This window comes from Rhodococcus sp. B50 (assembly GCF_013602415.1).
Taxonomy (GTDB): Bacteria; Actinomycetota; Actinomycetes; order Mycobacteriales; family Mycobacteriaceae; genus Rhodococcus.
In genome coordinates this window covers 4,304,644-4,325,739 of sequence record NZ_WPAG02000002.1, presented here as the reverse complement: position 1 = coordinate 4,325,739, position 21,096 = coordinate 4,304,644, and the positions used below count along the sequence as shown (strand labels likewise).

Annotated in this window: 20 protein-coding genes; 1 reads left to right on the top strand and 19 read right to left on the bottom strand. The window is 64.3% G+C overall.

Annotation, left to right across the window (positions count from 1 at the left end):
• Positions 1-40 precede the first annotated feature (40 nt).
• Complete coding sequence (locus tag GON09_RS20355; RefSeq protein WP_213934541.1) at positions 41-889, top strand: 3-hydroxybutyryl-CoA dehydrogenase; 849 nt, start codon at positions 41-43, stop codon at positions 887-889.
• 395 nt (positions 890-1,284) lie between these two features.
• Here the strand turns inward: GON09_RS20355 and GON09_RS20350 are convergent, their stop codons facing one another.
• From GON09_RS20350 to GON09_RS20260, 19 genes are all read right to left on the bottom strand, one after another.
• Positions 1,285-1,977: a GTP pyrophosphokinase gene (locus GON09_RS20350; RefSeq protein WP_213933406.1), complete on the bottom strand. Its 693-nt coding sequence runs from the start codon at positions 1,975-1,977 to the stop codon at positions 1,285-1,287.
• An 83-nt stretch (positions 1,978-2,060) separates the two neighbouring features.
• Positions 2,061-2,654: a hypothetical protein gene (locus tag GON09_RS20345; RefSeq protein ID WP_213933405.1), complete on the bottom strand. Its 594-nt coding sequence runs from the start codon at positions 2,652-2,654 to the stop codon at positions 2,061-2,063.
• Positions 2,655-2,695: 41 nt separating this feature from the next.
• Positions 2,696-3,655: an MlaD family protein gene (locus GON09_RS20340; protein ID WP_213933404.1), complete on the bottom strand. Its 960-nt coding sequence runs from the start codon at positions 3,653-3,655 to the stop codon at positions 2,696-2,698.
• A complete protein-coding gene (locus GON09_RS20335) occupies positions 3,652-4,635 on the bottom strand; it encodes an MlaD family protein (RefSeq protein ID WP_213933403.1) in 984 nt (327 codons plus the stop codon). Before GON09_RS20335 ends, GON09_RS20340 begins: the two co-directional genes overlap by 4 nt.
• Positions 4,632-5,735 carry an MlaD family protein gene (locus tag GON09_RS20330; RefSeq protein ID WP_307854426.1) on the bottom strand — a complete coding sequence of 368 codons (1,104 nt, stop codon included), beginning with the start codon at positions 5,733-5,735 and terminating at the stop codon, positions 4,632-4,634. The genes GON09_RS20335 and GON09_RS20330 overlap by 4 nt, the downstream gene beginning before the upstream one ends.
• 54 nt (positions 5,736-5,789) lie before the next feature.
• Positions 5,790-6,791 (bottom strand): MlaD family protein, encoded by a 1,002-nt coding sequence (locus GON09_RS20325; protein ID WP_213933401.1) that lies wholly within the window; start codon positions 6,789-6,791, stop codon positions 5,790-5,792.
• Positions 6,788-7,801, bottom strand: a complete 1,014-nt coding sequence (locus tag GON09_RS20320; protein ID WP_213933400.1) for an MlaD family protein — start codon at positions 7,799-7,801, stop codon at positions 6,788-6,790. Before GON09_RS20320 ends, GON09_RS20325 begins: the two co-directional genes overlap by 4 nt.
• Positions 7,798-8,907 carry an Mce family protein gene (locus tag GON09_RS20315; protein ID WP_213933399.1) on the bottom strand — a complete coding sequence of 370 codons (1,110 nt, stop codon included), beginning with the start codon at positions 8,905-8,907 and terminating at the stop codon, positions 7,798-7,800. The genes GON09_RS20320 and GON09_RS20315 overlap by 4 nt, the downstream gene beginning before the upstream one ends.
• A gap of 10 nt (positions 8,908-8,917) precedes the next feature.
• Positions 8,918-9,721, bottom strand: coding sequence for an MlaE family ABC transporter permease (locus tag GON09_RS20310; RefSeq protein WP_244865577.1), 804 nt, complete (start codon positions 9,719-9,721; stop codon positions 8,918-8,920).
• 71 nt (positions 9,722-9,792) lie between these two features.
• A complete protein-coding gene (locus GON09_RS20305) occupies positions 9,793-10,605 on the bottom strand; it encodes an MlaE family ABC transporter permease (protein WP_213934540.1) in 813 nt (270 codons plus the stop codon).
• Positions 10,606-10,791: 186 nt separating this feature from the next.
• Positions 10,792-11,835: an ABC transporter ATP-binding protein gene (locus GON09_RS20300; protein WP_213933397.1), complete on the bottom strand. Its 1,044-nt coding sequence runs from the start codon at positions 11,833-11,835 to the stop codon at positions 10,792-10,794.
• Positions 11,836-12,123: 288 nt separating this feature from the next.
• Entirely contained in the window at positions 12,124-13,752 is a 1,629-nt protein-coding gene (locus tag GON09_RS20295) for a 4Fe-4S binding protein (protein ID WP_213933396.1), read from the bottom strand.
• 31 nt (positions 13,753-13,783) lie between these two features.
• Positions 13,784-15,106 (bottom strand): C40 family peptidase, encoded by a 1,323-nt coding sequence (locus GON09_RS20290; protein WP_213933395.1) that lies wholly within the window; start codon positions 15,104-15,106, stop codon positions 13,784-13,786.
• Positions 15,107-15,219: 113 nt separating this feature from the next.
• Positions 15,220-15,840 (bottom strand): TetR/AcrR family transcriptional regulator, encoded by a 621-nt coding sequence (locus GON09_RS20285; RefSeq protein WP_213933393.1) that lies wholly within the window; start codon positions 15,838-15,840, stop codon positions 15,220-15,222.
• Between the two features lie 102 nt (positions 15,841-15,942).
• Positions 15,943-17,178, bottom strand: a complete 1,236-nt coding sequence (locus GON09_RS20280) for a cytochrome P450 (RefSeq protein ID WP_213933392.1) — start codon at positions 17,176-17,178, stop codon at positions 15,943-15,945.
• Positions 17,179-17,202: 24 nt separating this feature from the next.
• Positions 17,203-17,421, bottom strand: coding sequence for a ferredoxin (locus GON09_RS20275; protein ID WP_213933391.1), 219 nt, complete (start codon positions 17,419-17,421; stop codon positions 17,203-17,205).
• Positions 17,422-17,825: 404 nt separating this feature from the next.
• Positions 17,826-18,458 (bottom strand): TetR/AcrR family transcriptional regulator, encoded by a 633-nt coding sequence (locus GON09_RS20270; RefSeq protein ID WP_213933390.1) that lies wholly within the window; start codon positions 18,456-18,458, stop codon positions 17,826-17,828.
• 176 nt (positions 18,459-18,634) lie between these two features.
• The gene (locus tag GON09_RS20265; protein WP_213933389.1) at positions 18,635-19,477 is read right to left on the bottom strand and encodes an enoyl-CoA hydratase-related protein; all 843 of its coding nucleotides are present in this window, start codon (positions 19,475-19,477) and stop codon (positions 18,635-18,637) included.
• A 33-nt stretch (positions 19,478-19,510) separates the two neighbouring features.
• Positions 19,511-21,028 carry a class I adenylate-forming enzyme family protein gene (locus GON09_RS20260; RefSeq protein WP_213933388.1) on the bottom strand — a complete coding sequence of 506 codons (1,518 nt, stop codon included), beginning with the start codon at positions 21,026-21,028 and terminating at the stop codon, positions 19,511-19,513.
• Between the last annotated feature and the right edge of the window lie 68 nt (positions 21,029-21,096).

Sequence of the window (21,096 nt, the reverse complement as noted above, 5' to 3'; positions counted from 1 at the left end):
CCCCCGGAACATCACAGCGATCAGGAGTTACGCAGTGGCAGTGGAGAAGGTAGGCGTCATCGGCGGCGGCACCATGGGTGCCGGTATCGCCGAGGTGTGCGCGAAGGCCGGTAGCGACGTCCTCGTCAAGGAGACCACCGAGGAGTTCGCGGCCGCAGCGCGCGAGCGTCTGAAGAAGTCGATCGGACGCGGCGTCAAGTCCGGCAAGATCACGCAGGAGGATGCCGACGCGGTCCTCGGACGGATCCGCGTCACCCTCGACCTGAACGAGTTCGCCGATCGCGACCTCGTCGTCGAGGCCGCCCCCGAGATCGAGTCGCTCAAGGTGGAGATCTTCTCCGAGCTCGACAAGATCGTGAAGCCCGAAGGCATCCTCGCCACCAACACGTCGTCGATCCCCGTCATCAAGATGGCGCAGGCGACGCAGCGGCCCGGCAAGGTCGTGGGTGTGCACTTCTTCAACCCGGTGCCGGTGATGCCGCTCGTCGAGATCATCTCGGCGCTCACCACCGACGAGGCCACCGCCGACACGGTGTTCGACTACGCGAAGAACACCCTCGGCAAGACGGCCGTGCGCGCGGGCGACCGTGCGGGCTTCATCGTCAACGCCCTGCTCATCCCCTACCTGTGCGACGCGGTGCGGATGCTCGAATCGGGTTACGCGACGAAGGAAGACATCGACGCCGCGATGAAGGGTGGCTGCGGCTACCCGATGGGTCCGCTGACGCTGCTCGACACCGTCGGCCTCGATGTCGCGCTCAATGCCGCACAGTCGCTGTACGACGAATTCGCTCAGCCGAATTACGCTCCCCCGGCACTGCTGCGTCGCATGGTCGACGCGGGTCGCCTGGGTCGCAAGACAGGCGAGGGCTTCTACAGCTACAAGTAGAAGTCCCACACAGCCTTCGAAGGCGCCCCTGCGGTCCGTTCCGGATCCGTAGGGGCGCTTTCTGCTATCGTCCCGACCCGGACGTATCGGGGGATTCCGTCGGGGGCAGTCGTGACGTTGCATGTAGATCCTGAAGCGCTGCGCACATTCGCAGCCTTCGTGGCGGACACCGCCGATGCGATCTCTCGTGGCACACGACAAGACTGATACGTTCATCGCGACGTCCGGTGTCCCAGAACTTCTTTGCTTCTTCCGTTGCGGGAACGCCTCTGCATCAGGCGAGAAACGCCGCGTCGTCGGGAGTAACCGACAAGCACGCAACATCGGTGGTGGGTTCGCAACACTGCCGGTAACCGACCGTATTGCGAACCCTCATCCCGCGTTGCGTACCTCGGTCAGCCGACGTTGTTCGGTCCGTGGACGCGCCGGTGCAGCGCTTCCATCCGCACATCCAGATCGCGCGCGGTCTCGGCTGCGAGACGAAGTTCGTCGCGCAACTCGTCCGGGACCTCGCGGTCGTGCTTGTAATAGATCTTGTGCTCGAGGCTCGCCCAGAAATCCATCGCGACCGTGCGGATCTGCAGCTCGACGTACACATGCTCGACCCGGTCGGACATGTAGACCGGGATCTCGACGATCACGTGCACGCTGCTGTACCCGTTGGGTTTGGGTCGCGCGATGTAATCCTCGATCTCGATCACGCTCACGTCGGGCTGGCCGGTGATCATCTCGATGATCCGGTACACATCCGACGTGAAACTGCACGTGATGCGGATGCCGGCGATGTCGCGGACGGCTTCGCGGATGCCGCCCAGGGAGGCGGGTGCACCTTTTCGTTCGGCCTTGGCGAGGATCGACTCCGGGTTCTTCAGGCGCGACTTGACGTGCTCGATGGGGTTGTATTCGCGGGCGTAGGTGAACTCCTCGCGCAAGATGTTGATCTTCGTCATCATCTCGTCGATACCGAATTTGTACACCATGAGCGCGCGGCGGAGATCCTGCGCGAGATGCTCCACTGCGACCAGCGGTGCCTGCACGTCATCCGGTGCCGGTAGCCCCGGCTCGGGTTCGTCCACCGTCGTCGTCACTCGGTCCCTCCTCGATGTTCTTCGGCATCGAGTGTGCCAGTTCCGAGGACGACCGGCGGCCTCTACCCCTGCGACCTGCGGTTCTACCGCGGCCCGTCCGGCAATGCGTCCGCCCCGACGCCGCTGATCTCGGTGATCGTCCAACCGTCCCGATTGTTCATGCCGAGGCGGTACGTCGCGGTGGAGACGATGCCCTCGGGAGCCTGCGCGTTCGTGGTGCGAACACTCACGAAGCAGTCCACCGTGAACGTTCCGTCGGGTCCGCTCACGGCCTTGGCTGTGATCGGCTCGGCCGTCGATGTCCACTGCAGAGGAACGATGATCTGTTCCATGGACGTGGCAGCCTTACCCAGACGATCGGTCAGCTCCGGAGTGGTGCCCGATGTCAACCGCGCCCGCCATGCGTCGAGATCACGGAAGTCCATCTCCGCGGCGCCGAGCGCATAGTCGAGGGCGACCTGTTCGGCTGCCGTCCGTGTCGCCGCGTCCGACAGGAGGGTGTCCCGCTCGTTCCGCGCGTCGTTCCACTGCCACCCGACGACGGCCAGCGCCGCGACCAGCAGAACACCGACGGCGACGACAATGCCTTGCATCGGCAGACGCCGGCGGGTCGATTCGCGCACGATGTCGTCGTCGTGGTCGTGCGTGTCGGTGCTGTCCTCGAGTGTCGTCTTCATCGTCGTCCTCCGATTGGGGGTTGGTAGCGGATATCTGCGGGTCAGGAGCCGGGAACTTCGACGTTCAGCGTGAGAGCGTCGCCGGATTCGGTGGAGGTGAGCACGTTGTTCATCAGCGTGCCGATGTCCATGGCCCTGATACTGTTCGCCGCTTCCGAGACGGCGGGCAGAAGATTCACGCCGATGACCTCGAGATCGGCCGCGGTCTCGTCGAGGAACTTCTGCAGTTCGCCGATGAACGGGCTGGCGCCGTAGGCGATGCCGGCATTGAGCGGCCCCCGGTCGGATGCGAAGCGGATGCCGGCGAGCAGGTCGGTGAATCCGCTACCGAACTCCGCGACACCCGGTTCGGTGGCGCGCATCGCGTCCGGGATGGTCCCGCTGTCGAGCAGCAGTGGTTGCACGGTGCGCAGGATCGTGGTGAACGTATCGGCGTTCTGCGTGAACGTCGCGGCCATCAGCTCACCGGAACGCGCGAGGTTGCCGTGAATGCGCGGGTCCTCGGGCAGAGCGATGTCGAGTGTCCGGAAGATCTCGCGGACACCTTCGGGTTCGACCTGCGTGAGCAGATTTGTCAGACGTTCCGAGAGTTCCTCGAATGTCGTGGGTACGACCACCTTCTCGTCGCCGATCACAGCGCCGTCCTCCAGATATTGCCCGGATGCGGATTGCGGCCACACGGCGAGGAAGGGTTCGCCCAGCGCCGACAGGTTGTCGAGCCGGATCGTGCTGTCCACCGGAATCGGCGAAGTGCGGTCGTACTTCCAGGCCACGTGGACGGTGTCGGCCGACGCCGTGATGTCGGTGACCTCCCCGATCTCGATGCCCCGCATGAGCACACGCGACCCGACGACCAGGCCGTTGGTGTCGGGCACCTCGACCTCGGCGGTGTACACGTCCTCGCCGAGTCCGGTCCGAAGCCCGGCCTGACCCATGTACACGAAGGACAGTGCCGCGATGACCACCATCCCCGCGACGGACAGTACTGTTCGCCGACTCACTGCACGGCTCCCAACATTCGAAGGATGTTCTCGGCATCGGATACGAGCTGATCACCGTCGGCGGACTCGATCGACACGATGTCGACGGATGGATTCTGCGCGAACGGGATCAACGTCGTCCTCAGGAAGTTCGACAGTTCCACCGTCGCCGACGGACCCCCACGGGAGATGTCGGTGGTGTCGGCCAGCGACTCGAACATCGGAACCAGCCAGTAGCCACCGACGTACAAGCTGCCGACGGACGGCAGGATCTGCCCGATGTGCGACACGACGTCCACGGCGAGCCTGCGCCAATAGTGCACCGTCGACCCGTCGAAAATGGTCACGAGCGACTCGGAATTGTCGTTCAACGCTGTCGCCGAGGCGTTCATCCCGTCGAGCATCCGGTCGATCTCGACGGTTCGCTGCCCCAGGTCGTTCAGGTCGACGGCGACGGTCCCGGCGAGCCGCTCGATCTCGGCGACGTCGGGCATGACGGCGTTGACGCTTCCCATCACCTGTTCGATGCGACGGATACTGCCTCCGTTGACGAAGGTGGCGAGCACCGCCATGGTGTCCTCGAGCTGCGGCGGCGAGGTCGTACGCTCGACGGGCACCGTCGCACCTTCGCCCAAGTACTCTCCACTGCTGTCATCGGGATTCCTCAGCAGAGCGACGTAGGTGTCACCGAGCAGGGTGTTCTGCCGGACGATCGCCCGAGCTTCGGCCGGAACCTTTGTGTCGGAGCGGATTCCGATACGTACAGCGACGCCGTCGTCCTGCACTTCGAGATCGCGCACCTCGCCGACTCGGACACCGTCCATGATGACGTCCGCTCCGGACGGCAGGTTCATGACACTGGCGAACTCGACCGAGATCTCGTATCCGTCCCCGATGCCTCCGCGCACGGACGGAAGATCCTCCGGCCGCAGCGAACACGACGACACGACGAGGATCAGGGACAGAGCGGCGACCGTCCGAGTGATACGTCGGGTGATCATCGCGCCGCTCCGATCGGGTTCAGCAGGTTCATCAGACCTTCGGGCGTGACGCGCGAACCCGTGCCGGCGTCCTTGCAACTTCCCGGGCTCAGGCTCTCCAGAACCTCGCACAGCCGAGCCGCCTCGTCGTCACTCAACGCGATCTGCGGGGGCGTGTACTCGACCGACAGTGCACCGGCGTCGCGTGTCTGTGCGGAGACCGCCTTCGACATCGATGGGATCGTGGACACGAGATCGCCGATCGAACCGGATTGCTGCGCAGCCAGTTCGATGGCTTCGACGGCCTGCCCGTGCACGAACGGCCAGATGTCGTCACCGTAGTTGCGCTGGATGTCGTCGAGCAGCGCGACGAGCCATCCGATGCCGACACAGACGTCGATCGTGCCGGGCCACAGCCCCTTTGCGTCGGACACTACCCTCGGCATGTTGTCGGCGATGTTCTTGATGGCCGCCCACTGGACGAGCGTTTCCTCGGTGAGCGGTGCCATGTTCGAGATCGACGATCCGATGTCGGCGATGAAACCGTCGGGATTCTCCATCGCATTCGCCGCATGGATCATCATCTGCCGGGCGTTCTCACCCTGGCCGCGCAGGGCCTCGTTCAGCCCCGTGACCGCCATCTCGACGGTCTCGTCGCCGGCCTCCGGCGACAGCGCCTCGATGAAGTCGGCCGCCGAACCGACTACCTCGGAGATCGTCTTCGGGGTGTAACTGTTGGTGAGCGGGATGCAGGACTCCGGGGCGAGTTGCGGTCCGGATTCGTAGTTGCCCACCAGTTCGAGGCTGCGATCCGCGAGGATCGACTTGGAGCGGGTCACAGCCTGGACGTCCGCAGGGAAGACACGTCCGCCGTCGGTGGTGAATCGCACCTCGACGTGGGTGCTCCTCTGCTCGACGGAATCGACCTTACCGACCGGAAATCCCATCTGCGTGACCGGATTTCCCGGGTAGAGCCCGACCGAATCCGGCATTTCCACGCAGTAGGTCGCCGGTTCGGCGCCGTGTTTCAGTGGCTGCGCGGCCGCGACTCCCGCACCGCACGTACCCACGAGCGTGGTGACGGCCACGGCGACGGTTGTCAGTGTCTTCGTTCTCTTCACACTCGGCCCTGCCAATCTTGTCAGCATTGCAGTTCTCGATTCGCCACTCATCGGTCAGCACTGCCGTCCGGGTACCGGGATGCAGATGTCGGAAGCCATGAGGGTGCCCCCGCCGACAGCGACGATCCCTTCCGGTGTCAGCCACTGGGCGAGTTGGTCACGGGTGGCCGCCAGCGCCTCGATCGAGGGTCCCATGGTCGTGTTGAACTCTTCGATCATGGAGCGGACCTGCGTGATCCCGTTCTCCAGTGCATCCCGATTGTCGAGGTAGTACTCCGAGTAGGGGGCGACGGTCATGAGGACGTACCCGAGGAGTCGGTAGGCCTCGTTGAAGCCGGCGTGCGTATTCTCGTAGGTCTCGAAGACGATGTCGATTTCGCGGAGGACGTCGAACACCATCTCTCGGCTGGCGTTGAAGGTCGTGAGGTACTCCGATGCGAGCGTCGCCACCGTGTGGACCTGCCGGCGTTGCTCGTCCATGACCCGAGCGACGGCGGACATGCCGGAGATGATCGACTCGATCGATCCGGGGTTGTTCTGCAAGGCATCCGCGACCTGAATCAGGTTGGCGTCGATGTCCGTGCCGTCGACGTTGTCCGTGACGTTCGGTGCGGCCTGGAGGACGTCGCCGATCGAGTAGGGAACCGACACCTGATCAGCAGGAATGATGCTGTCACCCAGAGGGTTCCGACCGAGAGGAAAGAGGGTCACGGCGTATCCGCCGACTGGGGTCAGCATCCTGACCTCGACCCGCGACTCGGTACCGACCATCAGGTCGTCCTCGATCTCCATGGACACCTTCACCGAGGTGTCGCCGAGTTCCAACTCCGAGACCTTGCCGACCGACACACCGGCGACGCGCACGTCCTGGCCGGTGGAGATCGCCGAGACGTCGGTGGTCTCGAATGCCACGGTAGTGCGGCCCGGTGGTCGCGTATAGAGGACCGCGGTCGCGACGAGCGCGAGGACGGCGACCACAGCGACCACAGTTCCGATGCGAATGTCGTTGTCGAAGAAGGACAGAACCTTCCCGAACCGGCGACGGGGCCTGTTCATCCCGCGTTGCATACGACGACCTCGCTTCCGCTCAGAAGGACCTGCACATCCGTCGGCAGTTGCGCGATGCCGTTGGAACATCCGGCGCCGGCGCCTGCCGGGGCACTCGCCGGTATCTGGAGACCCGCCACGGCCGGCGGAAGGAGCCTGATGGCCTCGGCTGCCTCCTCGAGGGAAGCGAAGGCGGAGGTCACCATCGCGTCGACGTCCGCACCCGGTGCGAGACCGTAGGCGTCGAGCAGTCGCTTGATGGGCGTGAGGAATTCCGGCCCGTAGGTCGCCGTCTTGTGGAATTCCTCGAGGACAGTCATGGCCTTGGCGATCGGAAAGCTCACGGATCGGAGGAACTCCACGACGCCGTCGGAGCGTCCACCCATGCTGTCCGCTATGCGTGCCAGATTGTCGGCGAGGGTCGAGATCACCTGTTCGCGGTCGGCGGCGAGATTCGCGAGCTTCTGTGCGTCGTCCAGCATCGGCTTCAGTCCCCCACCGTCACCCTGTAGGAGAGCGATGGCGTTCTCGGTGAACCGGTTGATGTCCTCGGTGCTCATCGTCGCCAGGACCGGCTGAAGGCCGTTGAACAGTGACGTGATGTCGAACGACGGTTTCGTGCTCTCGAGCGAGAGGTGCTCGACGGGTGTGCCCGGTTTCTCACCGAAGTCCGCGTCGATGTACCGCACGCCGGTGAGGTTCTGATATTTGACCGCCAGGGTGGTGGTGTCGGTCAATTCGTAGGGCTCCTCCATCGTGAACTCGACCTCGGCGATCGTCTTCCCGTCGCGTTCGCGCAACTCGATGGAGGACACCTTCCCGATGCGGACGCCGCGTGTGCGGATATCGCCGTTGGCGCCGAGGCCCGACACGTCCGAGAACTCGGCGGTGTAGGTGCGGGTCGGTCCGTTGACCGGGCTGCGCATGGCGCTGATGACCAGCGCGAACAGCACCGCGGAGATGATCGCCGCGACGACGAGTTTGGCGATCGTCGCGATGTATGTCGCTCGTGTCGTCATCGTTCTCCCCCTTCGGTCGTCCCGGCCGGGTCGGCCCCGAGATCGAGCGCGGCCGGGACGGGTCCGAGACCGAGCGGTGCCGTGAAGGCGGGCAGGGCGTCGACCAGCACCCGCAGGCGCAGACGCTTCCCATCCGGGGTGTCGACGAAGGCGGAGTCGAGACGTCGCACCACGTCCTGGGCAGCGGCCGGGGTCATTCCGCCGTTGACCAGGTGGGGGAAGACGTCGGAGGCTTCGGCGACGGACGTGATGAGCGGGGTCAGTTCCTCGCCGTGGGAGGCGAGCAGCGCACCCGCCTGACCGAACAACTGGTTCGCCGCCAGGGTGAGGCCGGCGTTCGCCTCGTCGAAGACCGCATCGTCGACGCCGATGGAGCCGTCCGGAAGCGTGTTGTAGTTGCTGTAGTAGATGTTCATGAGCGATTCGATCGCCTGGTCGCCGAAGCCGGGGAAGGCCTCGAGAATGTCGTTGAAGTGGGCGAGCAGGGTGCTCGGCATCTCCTGCTGGGTCTCGGCGACCCGGTCGGCGAGGACCACGCCGGTGTCGATCCAGGGTGTGAGTCCGTCCAGATAGTGGACGGTCTTGTCGAGCGACGTGATCATGTCGTCGGTCAGGGTGCCGTCGATCGTGAGCGATCCCTGCTCGATCATCGTCGACATCGTGAAGTCACCTTCGGGTGTCCTTTCCAACTCCATGCCCGATTCGAGCGGGGAACCTCCGGGGCGCGCCAGGACGTTCACCGCCGAGGTGCCGAAGTAGTTCTCGGGTCGGTAGTCGATCTCGAATCGGTCTGTCAGTCCGTCGATCTGGGATTCATCGAGCAGCATGCGCACCTGCACCGATTCGGACGGCGTGCGTTCGAGGCCGGTCACCTGTCCGATGGACTGCCCGTGCAGTACCACCTTGGTGCCCTCCGCGACGCCCGGACCGAGATAGGGGACGTCGACGGTGAGTTCGATCCCGTCGGGTCCGGTGAACTTCGGATACAGGGTGGCGGCGGCGACGCCGGCAGCACCGAGGAACACGATCGCTGCTGCACCGGCGGCGACCAGTCGGCGGGACTGTTCTGCAGCCGTGCCGCGGAGAAAGTCCTGACTTCTCGACATGGTTACTTCCTCATCCCTTGAAGACGAGTTCCGGGCTCAGGCCCCAGATGATGACGGTCATTACGAAGTTCAGTACGACGATGGCGACGAGGCTGGCGCGGATTGCCCGGCCGGACGCAGAGCCCACTCCCGCCGGCCCGCCCGAGGCGAAATAGCCGTAATAGCAGTGGATCATCGTGACAACCGCACAGAAGATCAGGGCCTTGACGACCGATGCCGCGAGGTCGGGAACGTTGAGGAATTGCGCGAAGTAATGGTCGTAGGTCCCGCTGGGCTGGTCGTGGAAGGTCTTCACGACGACACCGCCGGTGACGAACGCGACGACGAGAGCCATGAGGTAGCCCGGCAGCACTACGAGCATGCTGCCGATCAGGCGGGGGCCCACGACGAAGGGAATCGCTTGCAGGCCGATGGATTCGGTGGCGTCGATCTCTTCGGAGATACGCATGGAGCCGATCTCGGCGGTCATCCGGCAGCCGGCCTGGGCCGCGAAGCCGATGCCCGTGATGATCGGGGCGATGACGCGTACGTTGCCGAACGAACCGATGATGCCTGTCAGTGCACCGAATCCCAGCAGGTCGAAGGCCATGAACGCCTGGATGGCCACCACGGCACCGACGGCGATACCGAGGAAGAACATCAGGCTGATCACGCCGCCGTCGACGACGAGAGATCCGTTGCCCCACGCCATGTTGTTCATGGTGGTGGTGGTCTGCTTGCGGTAGTGCTTCACGGTCTTGGGCAGCAGGTAGACCGTTCGGGCGGTGAACAGGACGACCTGTCCGACTTCCTCGACTCCCGACCGGATTCGCATCACGAATCTCGTGCCGATTTGGGACAGTGCTGATCCGGTATTCCCGCGATGCGCGGGTGTTCCCGTCGTCATCACGCCAACCGAGCCGGGAAGAACATCAGCTGCAGCTGGCTCACCACGAGGTTCGCGATGAAGATGCAGAAGACGCTGAGGACGACGGAGGCGTTGACGGCGTTCGCGACGCCGGTGGGTCCGCCCTTGGCCTCGAGTCCGCGCAGACCGGCGATCAACACCACGATGGCTGCGAAGATGACGGACTTGAGCACGGAGAACGCGAGATCGGTGGGGGTGGCGAAGGCACCGAACGACTGCCAGAAACTGCCCGGCACGACGTCGTTGACGTTTGCCGAGATCGTCAGGCCCGCAGCAACACCCGCGGCGATGATGATGATGCACAGCATCGGGGCGATCGCGAGCATGGCCAGAAATCTCGGCATCACGAGTCGCTGGACCGGATCGATACCCATCACACGGATCGCTTCGATCTCCTCGCGGATCGATCGCGCGCCGAGATCGGAGGCGATGGCGGACGCGGCGGCCCCACTCATGAGCAGTCCCGCGGCCATCGGTGCACCCTGCCCCACCACACCGAGACCGCTGGCAGCACCGGCGAGCGAGTTGGCGCCGACCTGATTCATGATGCCACCCACCTGCACCGAGACTTCTGCACCGATCGGGACGGCCATGAGCAGCGCGGGAAGAGCGGTAACCTTGAGCAGGACCCACATCTGCTCGATCACCTCTCGCACCGGCAGCCGCCACGCGATGGTGTCGGTGACGGCGTAGCGGACGACGTTGCCTCCGAGTCGCGCCGAGCGTCCGATGGTGGCCAGTGAGGCTGCGGGCTTCTCGATCAGGTATCGGCGGATTCCCGCCGGCACCATGAGTCCACGGCGGGAATCCGACACCGGGGAAGTGAGTGCCGCTTCGGCGGTCATCGCGCGATCACCTCACGACATGGAGGCGCGAGCCTGCAACTGCGAGTTCTCACTCGTCTGTACCTTTCTGGTCGTCCGTGACCGGCGGATGCTCATCCAGGAGCCCGTCGCCGGTCGCGTGCGGTGGGAGAGCTAGTGCGAGACCACGGGAATCAGTTCGGTGGGCGTGTCGGAGCCCGGGAAGCCGGCGTATCCGGGTGCGCCGTCGAGGTCTTCGAGGATGGCCTGCTGTGCCTTCTCCGGCAGGGTGTGCAGGATCGAGCGCACCCGCTCCTGCCGACGCGCCACCGCCTGCCGCTCCGGCATCCCCGGAGTCGCCTGCATCTGCGGCACGATCCCCTCGACATCGTCCACCCCACCGGCATGATGCCCGGCCTCCACGAGCGCCTGCTCGTGCGCCATCGTCGCCTCGTCCTTCTCCTCCGACATCCCGATCGGACCGATCATCGTGCCGTTGAGGAACTGCTTGACCACCGGCTCATCCGAAGTCAACAACACCTCCCGCGGACCGAACATCACCAACTGCCGACGAAACAACATCCCGATATTGTCCGGCACCGTCCGCGCCAGATTGATGTTGTGCGACACGATCAGGATCGTCGCATCGATCTCCGCGTTGATATCGATCAACGTCTGCGAAATATAGGTCGTGCGCACCGGATCGAGACCCGAATCCGGCTCGTCCACCAGAATGATCTCCGGATCGAGCACCAACGCCCGCGCCAGGCCGGCACGCTTGCGCATCCCACCGGAGATCTCCCCCGGCAACTTGTCCTCCGCGCCGAGCAGACCGACGAGCTCGAGCTTGCTCATCACGATCTGCCGGATCTCCGACTCGGACTTGCGGGTGTGCTCACGCAACGGAAAGGCGACATTGTCGTACAGATTCATCGACCCGAACAACGCACCGTCCTGGAACAACACCCCGAACAGCTTGCGGATCTCGTAGAGCTCCTTCGAGGAGCACTGCAGGATGTCGGTGCCGTCGATCACGATCGAACCCTGCTCCGGACGCAGCAGACCGATCAGCGACTTGAGGAACACCGACTTACCGGTACCCGACGGACCGAGCAGCGCAGAGACCTCACCCGCCGGCAGCGTCAACGTCACGTCCTGCCAGATACGTTGCGAGCCGAAGGACTTGGTCAGCCCCTCGACGGAAACCTCGACACCCATCGGTTCCTCCCACAAGTCTCGTCGTACCGACATGCGCGGTCGACGGCAGCTTTCAATGGATAGTTCGTCCATATCCGGCTGTGGTGGTCGACTCCTGTTGTCAGACAAGAGCTGAGCGTCGTCACCGGATGTGACTTAAGTCCCTACGCGGAACAACTGTGATTCAAAGTACGCCTTTTGTCAATCGTATTTCGATCTTTGTTCGTACCGAATGTTGCGATATTTCACGCGATTCGGATAATCGGATGTAATCGGACAATTCACATCGTGATGTTCCCGCCTGCCGGCTCATCCGGCAGTGAGAGCGCCGCCTAGTGCGACCGCCACCAACTCGTCGCGGTCGACGAGCTTGAGCCTGGGCCTGCCCACCGCACGACCCGAGCTCTTCTCGTGCGCGTCGATACGGCGCCAACCTTGTAGATCGATACGTTCGGGACGCGCCGCAACCACGAACTCGGAGAACGACAGTCGATCGCCAGGTGGTTCGGCGAACTTGCCCGCCGTGAAGTCCGAGAGAATCGACACCGCCGTCTCCGCAGAACACGGCCTGTTCGACCCGATGACCCCGCTCGGTCCTCGTTTGATCCAGCCCACCGTGTAGACGCCGGGAACCGGCGTATCCGTTCGAGGGTCCACGACGGCACCCGCCCGATGAGGGATGGTTCCGCGCTCGTCGTCGAACGGCACAGCCCGCACCGGTGTCCCGCGGAATCCGATCGAACGCAACACCAAGCCCGCCGGAATGTCCTCGACACTCGTTCCGGGCTCAGGATCGTTCACGGCAACCCGCAGGCCCTCCACGCGTCCGCTCCCCAGCACCTCGACGGGTGAACGCAGGAACTGCAGATGGATACGACGCTCCCCCTCGTCCGGACTCTGCATCACGCAGCCTGTGAGGATATCTGCCCGGATTCGGTCGAGCGCCGTGGATGCGGTGAACGAATGCGAGGCCGTGACGTTGACGCCGGGCAGCTCGGTGAGGCCGAGCAACTCCGGGGTGCTGAACGCCGCATGCGTCGGCCCTCGCCGTCCCAGAACCACCACCTCGCGGATGCGGCTCGCAGCGAGCGACTCCAACGCATGCGCCGCGATATCCGTCTTCAGAAGCCGGGAGACGTCGCTGCTCAAAATCCGGGCCACGTCCAGTGCCACGTTCCCGTTGCCGACGATCACCGCGCGTTCGCACGACAGGTCGAACTTCCGGTCCGCGTAGTCGGGATGACCGTTGTACCACGCCACGAACTCCCGGGCCGACACACTTCCTCGCATGTCTTCGCCCGGCACTCCCAGGGCGCGGTCTCCGCTCGTACCGGAGGCGTAGACCACCGCGTGATGATGCTGCAGTAGATCCTCGTGGGTGACGTGCTCCCCTACCTCCACATCGAGGAAGACATCGACGTTCTTGCGTCCCATCGCCCGCAGGAAGCCTGCCGTGACCTCTTTGGTGGATCGGTGGTCGGGCGCCACCCCGAAACGTACGAGTCCACCCGGCACGGGAAGCTTCTCGAGAATCGAGATCTCCACGGGAACACGGCGCTCGGCGAGAAGCGCCTCGACGAGATAACCCGCGGACGGGCCGCTTCCCACAATCGCGACGCGGAGCACCCCCGGTGCCTCGCTCACCTCCACATGCTGCGGTTCGGGTTGCGGGGACGGAACCGGGTTGTCCTCGTAGTACGCCGCATTGATCTCGACGAACGGCCTCGTCTCGGGTGTGATGTCTTCCGGTGGAACGATCGCGTCGACCGGACATTCGTCCACACAGGCACCACAATCGATGCAGGCTTCCGGGTCGATGTACAGCATCTCGGACGGGCGGAACAGTCGTTCCGCCGACGTCGGATGGATGCAGTCCACCGGACAGACGGCGACGCATCCGGCGTCCTTGCAACACGGTTGGGTCACTACGTGGGCCATCGTTTCACCACTCCTCGATGTGGACGGACGATCAGACGATTCGACGCGCTCGCATGTCGGGGAACACCTCACCGATACGCACGACGTCGCCCGTGGTCGGCGCGTGCACCATCAGGCCACCGCCGAGATAAATTCCGACGTGACCGGGTCCGCCGGACTGCCAGTTGCCGAAGACGAGGTCGCCCGGTCGGGCCTCGTCCATGGGTACCTCGACTCCGACCTGCCACTGTGTCTCGGATGTGCGGGGCAGCACGATTCCCGCAGCCGCATGCATCGCGAACGACGTGAGGCCCGAGCAGTCGAATCCACCTGCGGTGGGGCCGTGTATGTTTCCGCCGCCCCACACGTAGGGAAGGCCGAGATAGTGGGACGCATGCTCGATCACGCGTCGGCCCAGGTCGTCGTCTCCCACCGGAAGCTCGAGCGCCATGAACGGTGAGAGCATGCGTTCGAACGCCGGTCGTGCTGCCAGGATCTTGGCCACGTACGGCTTCGTTTGATTCTCGTAATCGGGGTGACCGCTGGGCATTCCACCGGAGCGCAATACGGCTCCGGCTCCGGCGTTGTACGCCGCCAACGTCAACGACAGTGTGTCACCGACGACTCGCCCCTCGTTCTTCCACTGTTCGATCCGGTCCCAGCTGTCGCACAGCAGCCGACCTGACGCCATGACCGGATCCGCGATCCCCAGCACATCGGCCGTGCCGTCGCCGTCCGCATCCTTGCCGTAGACCTTCCAGGTGCCCGGCATGAACTGCCCGGGCCCGAGTGCGCCGGCCGGTGAGACGGGTGCCGCCGGGCCGTACCGGAAACCGTTCTCCACGGAGTAGAGCGCTGCGAGCACCGGTGCGGAGATGCCGTCACAGATGCTCCCGGCCTTCTTCAGCCACGGAGCGAACACGGCGACCGCACCGATCGGTGCGGTCGTGGCGCTCGACATGAGCGGGTAGATGGAGGGAGGAACGAGGACGGCCGGGCCCACGGGACCGGCCGCCGCCGGGAGGCGGACTACTGGCGAAACGGATTCCCTTGACCTGGAATACGTTTCGTCCATATTGTCCGATTCTGTGGTAACCTCGGGGACAGCACGCTCCCGGTCCGGGAGATGCATTTCGATCTCTGCCTGAAGTCGACGGGTGGAATCGACGACCGCTTGTTCGGCCGCCATCTGCGCGTCTTCCGGCAAGGTGCCGATCGCGGCCCCGATCCCGGCCATCAGCTGATCGACGCTCTCCTCGACGACTCCGGACACCACAGCGGCCTGCTCGGCTCCCCCCTGGGGATCGACACCGAGGACGAGGGCGCTGACCGCGGCCCCGAGTGTGACGACGAGCGACGACGGATCCACAGACATGACAGCTCACCTTTCGGAACGACAGATTCACCCGCGGACCCGATTTCGGATGCGACTACGGGGAAGGAGTTCGTTCGCGCGGATGCGCGCAACGGGAAGAGAACTGAAGAGAATTACGGAACGAGATTCGGGACGACGGTGACAATTCCCGGTAACAGGAGCTTGGCCAGCAGAACGCGATTGGCCTCACCCAAGGGATCGCCGAAGTCCATGCGGCCCGCGAGGATCAGTTCCACCAGCGTGATCCACTTGCAGATTTCCGCGTCGGTCAGGGCGTCCCGGATCTCTCCGCGCTCACGCGCGGCACCGAGGAGTGGGGCCCACATCTCGGCGGTGAGCCGCGCCGCGAGTTCGGAACTTCCTTCGAGAGTCGCTCCGCGGCCGGCGTGTTCGAGACTGACGAGCATACGAATCGCCGGATCGCGGCGCCCCCGGTCCACCAGATACAGCAAACCGTCGACAACCTGGTCGGCGAACGAGTTCCGGTCGGCGACATACGCCTGCGCATCCTCGAAGAGCCGACGAGCTCGCGCCTCGATCAACGCGGTGATCAGCGTGTCGCGATCGCGGAAGTACCGGTAGATCGTCGGGCGCGAGACGCCGGTTTCTCGGGCGACATCGTCGATGGTGGTCTTGGCGATACCGAAGCGCTCCACCGCACTGTCGGCGGCAGCAAGGATCTGACCACGAGCGGTATCGGCGTCATCGCTGAGGACGCCCTGGCGCCGCGCCATGCACCCTCCTCGCCGAGCCTTTACCTACAGTTGACCAATTATAGTGGAGGGACGTTCGGCTCGCTCGCCGGTACCCTTTCGTCACCGGCGAGCGAGCGAGGATCATGCCGTCGGCGTGAATATGATCGGCAGCCGCATGCAGCCACGGACCTGGCTGGCGTGCAGGATCGGCGGGTCGCTCTCGACCAGGTCGTAATCGGGAATCCTGCGATGGAGTTCCTCGAGCGCCAGCGACAACTCGATGCGCGCGAGATGCGAGCCGAGGCAACGGTGCGGGCCGCCGCCGAACGAGAGGTGGCGATTGGGGTGCCGATCGAGTTGCAACTCGGTCGGATCGTCGAACTCGTCCGAATCACGGTTGGCAGAGCACAGTGTGAGGATGAGCTGATCACCCTCTTTGATCTGTACGCCGCCGAGCTCGACGTCGCGGGTCGCGCGACGGCCGGGGACGACAGCTGCCTCGATGCGCAGGATCTCTTCCACTGCAGTCGGAATCAGCGACTCGTCCTCGATCAGTGCGCGGCGCTGCTCGGGATTGTTCACGAGGTGGATGATCGCCCAGGCGAGCGAGCCCTGCACGGTGTGCAATCCGGCGATCAGCAGCAGGAAGAGCATGCGGTAGAGCTCTTCGTCTGTGAGTAGCCGCTTGCCGTCCTCGAGTTCCACCTCTGTGTGGATGAGCGTCGACGTGACATCGTCACCCGGGTTCTCGCGACGTTCCTGCACCATCTTGTGGAAATAGCCGAACATCTCGAAGCCGGCCGCAGCTCGGGCCTGCTGGTTCTCTTCCTCGTTCAGACCCGGTTTGCCCATGAGGATGATGTCGGTGGCCTCGGTGAACAGCGGGGCATCTTCGAGAGGCCAGTCCATGAGAGCGAGGAAGACGCGGGCGGGGAGTTCGTGAGCGAACTCCGAGATGAATTCGGCCTCACCCTTTCCGGCGAAATCGTCGATCAGCTCGTTGACCTGGTCGCGGATCTGCTCCGTCAGTGCCTTCATCCGGCTGGGACTGAACAGCGGCTGCATCGCAAGGCGGTAACCGGTGTGCTCCGGCGGGTCCAGCTCGATGGGAAGAAGCTTGCCCATGCCGGCGGGGCCCGTGACCAGGTTGTTGGGGTAACTGGAGAATGTGTCGGGGTCGCGCAGGACCTCGTGGATCTCCTTGTACCGCGTGACGATCCAGTGCCCACCGTGGGCCGTGGAGTACACGATCGGGCCCTTGGCGGACAGCTCGGCGACGCGCTGCTGCACGTTGTCGACGGGCTGCGCGAGGGACTGGTCGTAGATGTCGAAATCGACCACCAGGTGTTCCGGCACTGCCTTCTCTGTGGTTGTCATGGTTCTTCCTCTGCGTCTGGACCCTCAGCGGGGTTCGATGGTGAGTGCTCGTTCGGGACAGACGATGACTGCAGCCTCCGCTGCCTGCACGTCGTGTTCGGACGAAAGATCCTGCAGGACAACCGGGTACCCCTGGTCGTCGCAATCGAGCAATTGCGGAGAAGTGGAGTAGCACAGCCCGTGCCCGGCACAGGCCGACGTATCCACTACGAGCCGCTGCACCTGTTGACGAAGATCGGACATGGCTCTGTTGTGTCCTTTCGAACGTTGCTGCCCAGCAACCTGATCGAGATCGGTCCCCGAATCGATCGCCGGGAGGCCGCGGAGATGCGTCCCCGAGCCTCTTTCGAGCTCCTGCGCCCGGTGAATGAGTGGGAAATCAGGATTCGTTGCCGGACAGGCTGATCCGGCGACGACGCGTGACCGGTCCCGACCCCTCGGTGATTCGATGCGGTGGCACCCGATCCGTGTGACTCAGGTTACCTACATGATCCATGTTACGTCAATCGAATTTTGTAAATTGACTCGTTCGCGTTTTGGTTGCCCTCGCAGAGGAGGGCGGTGGGGAAGCTCGAGAGATCGACGATGCGCCCGATCAGCAGATCGGGCGACGGCGCAGCCGGGCCGATACGTGGCCGACGCGCAGATTACGCGCGAGAACGCCGCGGGGCCGGCGCATCGTTGACGATGCACGGCAGCAGGAAGTTCGTGAGCATCCGGCGATTGTCCGGATCGTCCTCGCTGTTGAAATCCAGGCGCCCCACGAGGATGAGCTGCACCAGAGCGATCCACTGGCAGATCTCCTCGTCGGTGAGCCCCTCGCGGATCTCGCCCCGCGCACGTGCCTCTTCCAGCAGAGGAGCCCACATTTCGTAGGTCAGGCGGGCGGCCAGTCCGCTGCTGCCCACCAACGCGGTCGCCATGTCCATATGCTCGGGACTGACGATCAGCCGCACGATGGGATCCTGACGGCCACGGTCCACGAGGAAGATCAAACCATCGACGATCTGCTCAGCGAACGTCTCGCGTTCGCGCAGGTAGTCCCGGGCCTTGCCGAACAGACGCCGCGACCTCGCCTCGATCAACGCGACGATAAGCGAATCGCGGTCTCCGAAGTACCGGTAGACGGTCGGCCGTGAGACTCCGGCTTCCTTCGCGATGTCGTCCATGGTCGTCTTCACAACGCCGTAACGCTGGAACATCGTTTCGGTGGCTTTCAGGATTTTTCCGCGCGCGGTTTCCGCGTCGTCGCCGAGGACACTCGACCTCCGTCGCGCCATACCGCCGCTCCTACCCTCTCGTTCGCCGTGTCGCTACGGCAGATGCTACAAGATTCGTCACTTGTCAGTGGAACGCCTCGCTCCCCCGAGCGAAGGTCACCCGATAATGCCTTCGGCCCTCCCCCAGAAGTTCGGGAGAGGGCCGAAGGCAGAGTACCGCCGAATGACGTCGCAGCTCAGTCGAAGAGCTCGGGCAGACCGTCCGACACGCGGTTCGGGAACTTCGGGTCGCGCTTGTCGAGGAACGCCTCGACACCTTCCCGAACGTCCTCGGACGTACCGCGCACATAGATGCCGATCGACTCGGCACGATGCGCGACCTCGGGACTCTCCGCCCCGAGCATCCGCCACATCAACTGTCGAGTCAGCGCCGCCGAGACCGGGGACGTGCCGGACACCATGCCGCGCGCGATGTCGATGGCCCGGTCCAGAACCTGGTCGGCCGGGAGTACCTCACGGACGAGACCGCGTTCGAGTGCTTCCTCGACCGGCACCATCTTTCCGCCCACCGTCCATTCGACCGCCGTCGAGATTCCGACGGCCCTCGGCAGGAACCATGTCGAACATGCTTCGGGAACCAGACCCCGGCGAGTGAACACGAACCCGAACTTCGCAGTGTCGGCCGCGATGCGGATGTCGGCCGGAAGAGTCATGGTGACGCCCACGCCGGCGGCCGGACCGTTGATCGCGGCGATCACCGGCTTGAGCGACCGGTAGATCCGCAGCGTGACCCGACCGCCCATGTCCGGCGGCGCACCGCCGGACTCGGGATCGTCGCCGAGAACGAACGTGTCTCCCCCGGCGGCGAGATCGGCCCCGGCACAGAAGCCCCGTCCCGTTCCGGTGATGACGACGGCGCGTATGTCGTCGTCGGCGTCCGTCTCGTCGAACAGCTCGATCAAACGTTCACCCATCTCGTTGGTGAACGCGTTGAGCCGGTCGGGACGGTTCAATCGCACGACGGCGATCTCGCCATGACGCTCGAGGACTATCGGGTCCTCGGTGCCGGTCTGGGACACGGTGACTCCTTCTTCACATCCTGCCCGCCGGAATCAGCGGACCTTGTCGAATCGTTCGGCGACATCACGGTAGTCGGACCGGATCGCGGTCTTCGACAGCTTGCCACTGGGGAGCCTCGGCAGCGGTTCGTCCCGGATCACGACGTAACGAGGAACCTTGTAGTCGGCCATCAGTCGGTCGCAGTGTTCGACGATCGTCGCTTCGTCGATACCGTCCTTGACGGTGACGATCGCAGCGGGTGTCTCGCCGAAGCGTTCGTCACTCGCAGCGATGACCGCGACTTCCTCGACTCCGGGGATCTCGCTGATGACGCGCTCGATTTCCACCGGGGAGATGTTGATCCCACCGGTGATGATGAGATCCTTCAAACGATCGACGAACTTGACGCGACCGTCGGCGTCGAGTGTGCCGAGATCGCCGCTGTGCAACCAGCCGTCGCGCAGCGCAGTGGCCGTGGATTCGGGATCGTTCCAGTAGCCGGGAGTGACACCTGGGCCCCGCAGCAGGATCTCGCCTTCCTCACCGGGATCGGCTTCGGTGCCGTCGTCACGGACGACCTTCACTTCGGTGAAGATCGAACCCGAGCCGCACGAATCGGGATGGTCGAACGCCTCGGAAACGAGCGTTGCGGTGGCGACACCACCGGCTTCGGTCATGCCGTAGATCTGGCGCAACGCCACGCCCTTGTCGGCCCAGCGCTTCAGTAGTGCCGGGGCAACGGCGGCACCACCGACGATGGCGGTCCGCAGCGAACTCAGATCTGCCTTCTCGAACTCCGGCGAACGCGAGATGGCTTCGAAGATGAGCGGCACACCGAAGATCGCCTGCACTTCGTGATCGCCGAGCAGCTTCGCGGCGCGGTTCGGCTCGAGTTCCTTCTCGATGATCAGAGTGCCGCCGAGCACGGTGGTCATCACCAGACCCCAGACCAGACCCGGGGTGAAGACCAGCGGGAGGACCAGCAGCGAGGTCGATCCGGGGCGGAAGCCCTCCTCCGTGAGGGTGGCTTCGAAGACGATGTTGAGCAACGTCCGGTTGGTGCAGACGACGCCCTTCGACATCCCGGTGGATCCGCTGGTGAACAGCAGAGCGGTGGGGTCATCGGGCTCGAGGTCGATGCGGAAGTCGTCGCGGTCGCCCTCGCGCAGCGGCGCGACGTCGTCGAAGGTGAGGGTTTCGAAAGAGTCGCCGAGGGTGCGGGCGTCTTCGACGAGTGTAGTGAATTCACTCGGTGCGACAACCATGGACAGACCCGAGTCGTCGGCGACCTTGCGAAGTTCTGCCGGCTTGAAGCGGGGGTTGAGGGGCACGAGCACTGCCCCGGCCTTGAGAACGGCGAGCGCGACGACCGGCCATGTCAGTGAGTTCGGTCCGAGTACGCCGACGCGCTGACCGGTTTCGACACCGCGGTCGACGATCATCCGCGCGACACGACTGGACCAGTCCTGTAGTTCACGGTAGGTGAGTGCTTCGTCCGCGACGATGATCGCGTTCTGCTCGCCCTTGGTCTTTGCCCACCAATACAGGGCTGAGCCGACAGTGGAGGCCATCTGATCCTTGCCTTCCTTGATCGAGAGAAAACTCGAATTTCCACAGAATTGTTCGGGCGCGAGATGAA

Excerpts from the sequence above, each read along its gene's own strand:
- GON09_RS20345 (WP_213933405.1), bottom strand. The coding sequence starts at position 2,654 with ATGAAGACGACACTCGAGGACAGCACCGACACGCACGACCACGACGAC.
- GON09_RS20335 (WP_213933403.1), bottom strand. The coding sequence starts at position 4,635 with ATGATCACCCGACGTATCACTCGGACGGTCGCCGCTCTGTCCCTGATC.
- GON09_RS20325 (WP_213933401.1), bottom strand. The coding sequence starts at position 6,791 with ATGAACAGGCCCCGTCGCCGGTTCGGGAAGGTTCTGTCCTTCTTCGAC.
- GON09_RS20320 (WP_213933400.1), bottom strand. The coding sequence starts at position 7,801 with ATGACGACACGAGCGACATACATCGCGACGATCGCCAAACTCGTCGTC.
- GON09_RS20315 (WP_213933399.1), bottom strand. The coding sequence starts at position 8,907 with ATGTCGAGAAGTCAGGACTTTCTCCGCGGCACGGCTGCAGAACAGTCC.
- GON09_RS20310 (WP_244865577.1), bottom strand. The coding sequence starts at position 9,721 with ATGCGAATCCGGTCGGGAGTCGAGGAAGTCGGACAGGTCGTCCTGTTC.
- GON09_RS20305 (WP_213934540.1), bottom strand. The coding sequence starts at position 10,605 with ATGGTGCCGGCGGGAATCCGCCGATACCTGATCGAGAAGCCCGCAGCC.
- GON09_RS20300 (WP_213933397.1), bottom strand. The coding sequence starts at position 11,835 with ATGGGTGTCGAGGTTTCCGTCGAGGGGCTGACCAAGTCCTTCGGCTCG.
- GON09_RS20295 (WP_213933396.1), bottom strand. The coding sequence starts at position 13,752 with ATGGCCCACGTAGTGACCCAACCGTGTTGCAAGGACGCCGGATGCGTC.
- GON09_RS20290 (WP_213933395.1), bottom strand. The coding sequence starts at position 15,106 with ATGTCTGTGGATCCGTCGTCGCTCGTCGTCACACTCGGGGCCGCGGTC.
- GON09_RS20285 (WP_213933393.1), bottom strand. The coding sequence starts at position 15,840 with ATGGCGCGGCGCCAGGGCGTCCTCAGCGATGACGCCGATACCGCTCGT.
- GON09_RS20280 (WP_213933392.1), bottom strand. The coding sequence starts at position 17,178 with ATGACAACCACAGAGAAGGCAGTGCCGGAACACCTGGTGGTCGATTTC.
- GON09_RS20275 (WP_213933391.1), bottom strand. The coding sequence starts at position 17,421 with ATGTCCGATCTTCGTCAACAGGTGCAGCGGCTCGTAGTGGATACGTCG.
- GON09_RS20270 (WP_213933390.1), bottom strand. The coding sequence starts at position 18,458 with ATGGCGCGACGGAGGTCGAGTGTCCTCGGCGACGACGCGGAAACCGCG.
- GON09_RS20260 (WP_213933388.1), bottom strand. The coding sequence starts at position 21,028 with ATGGCCTCCACTGTCGGCTCAGCCCTGTATTGGTGGGCAAAGACCAAG.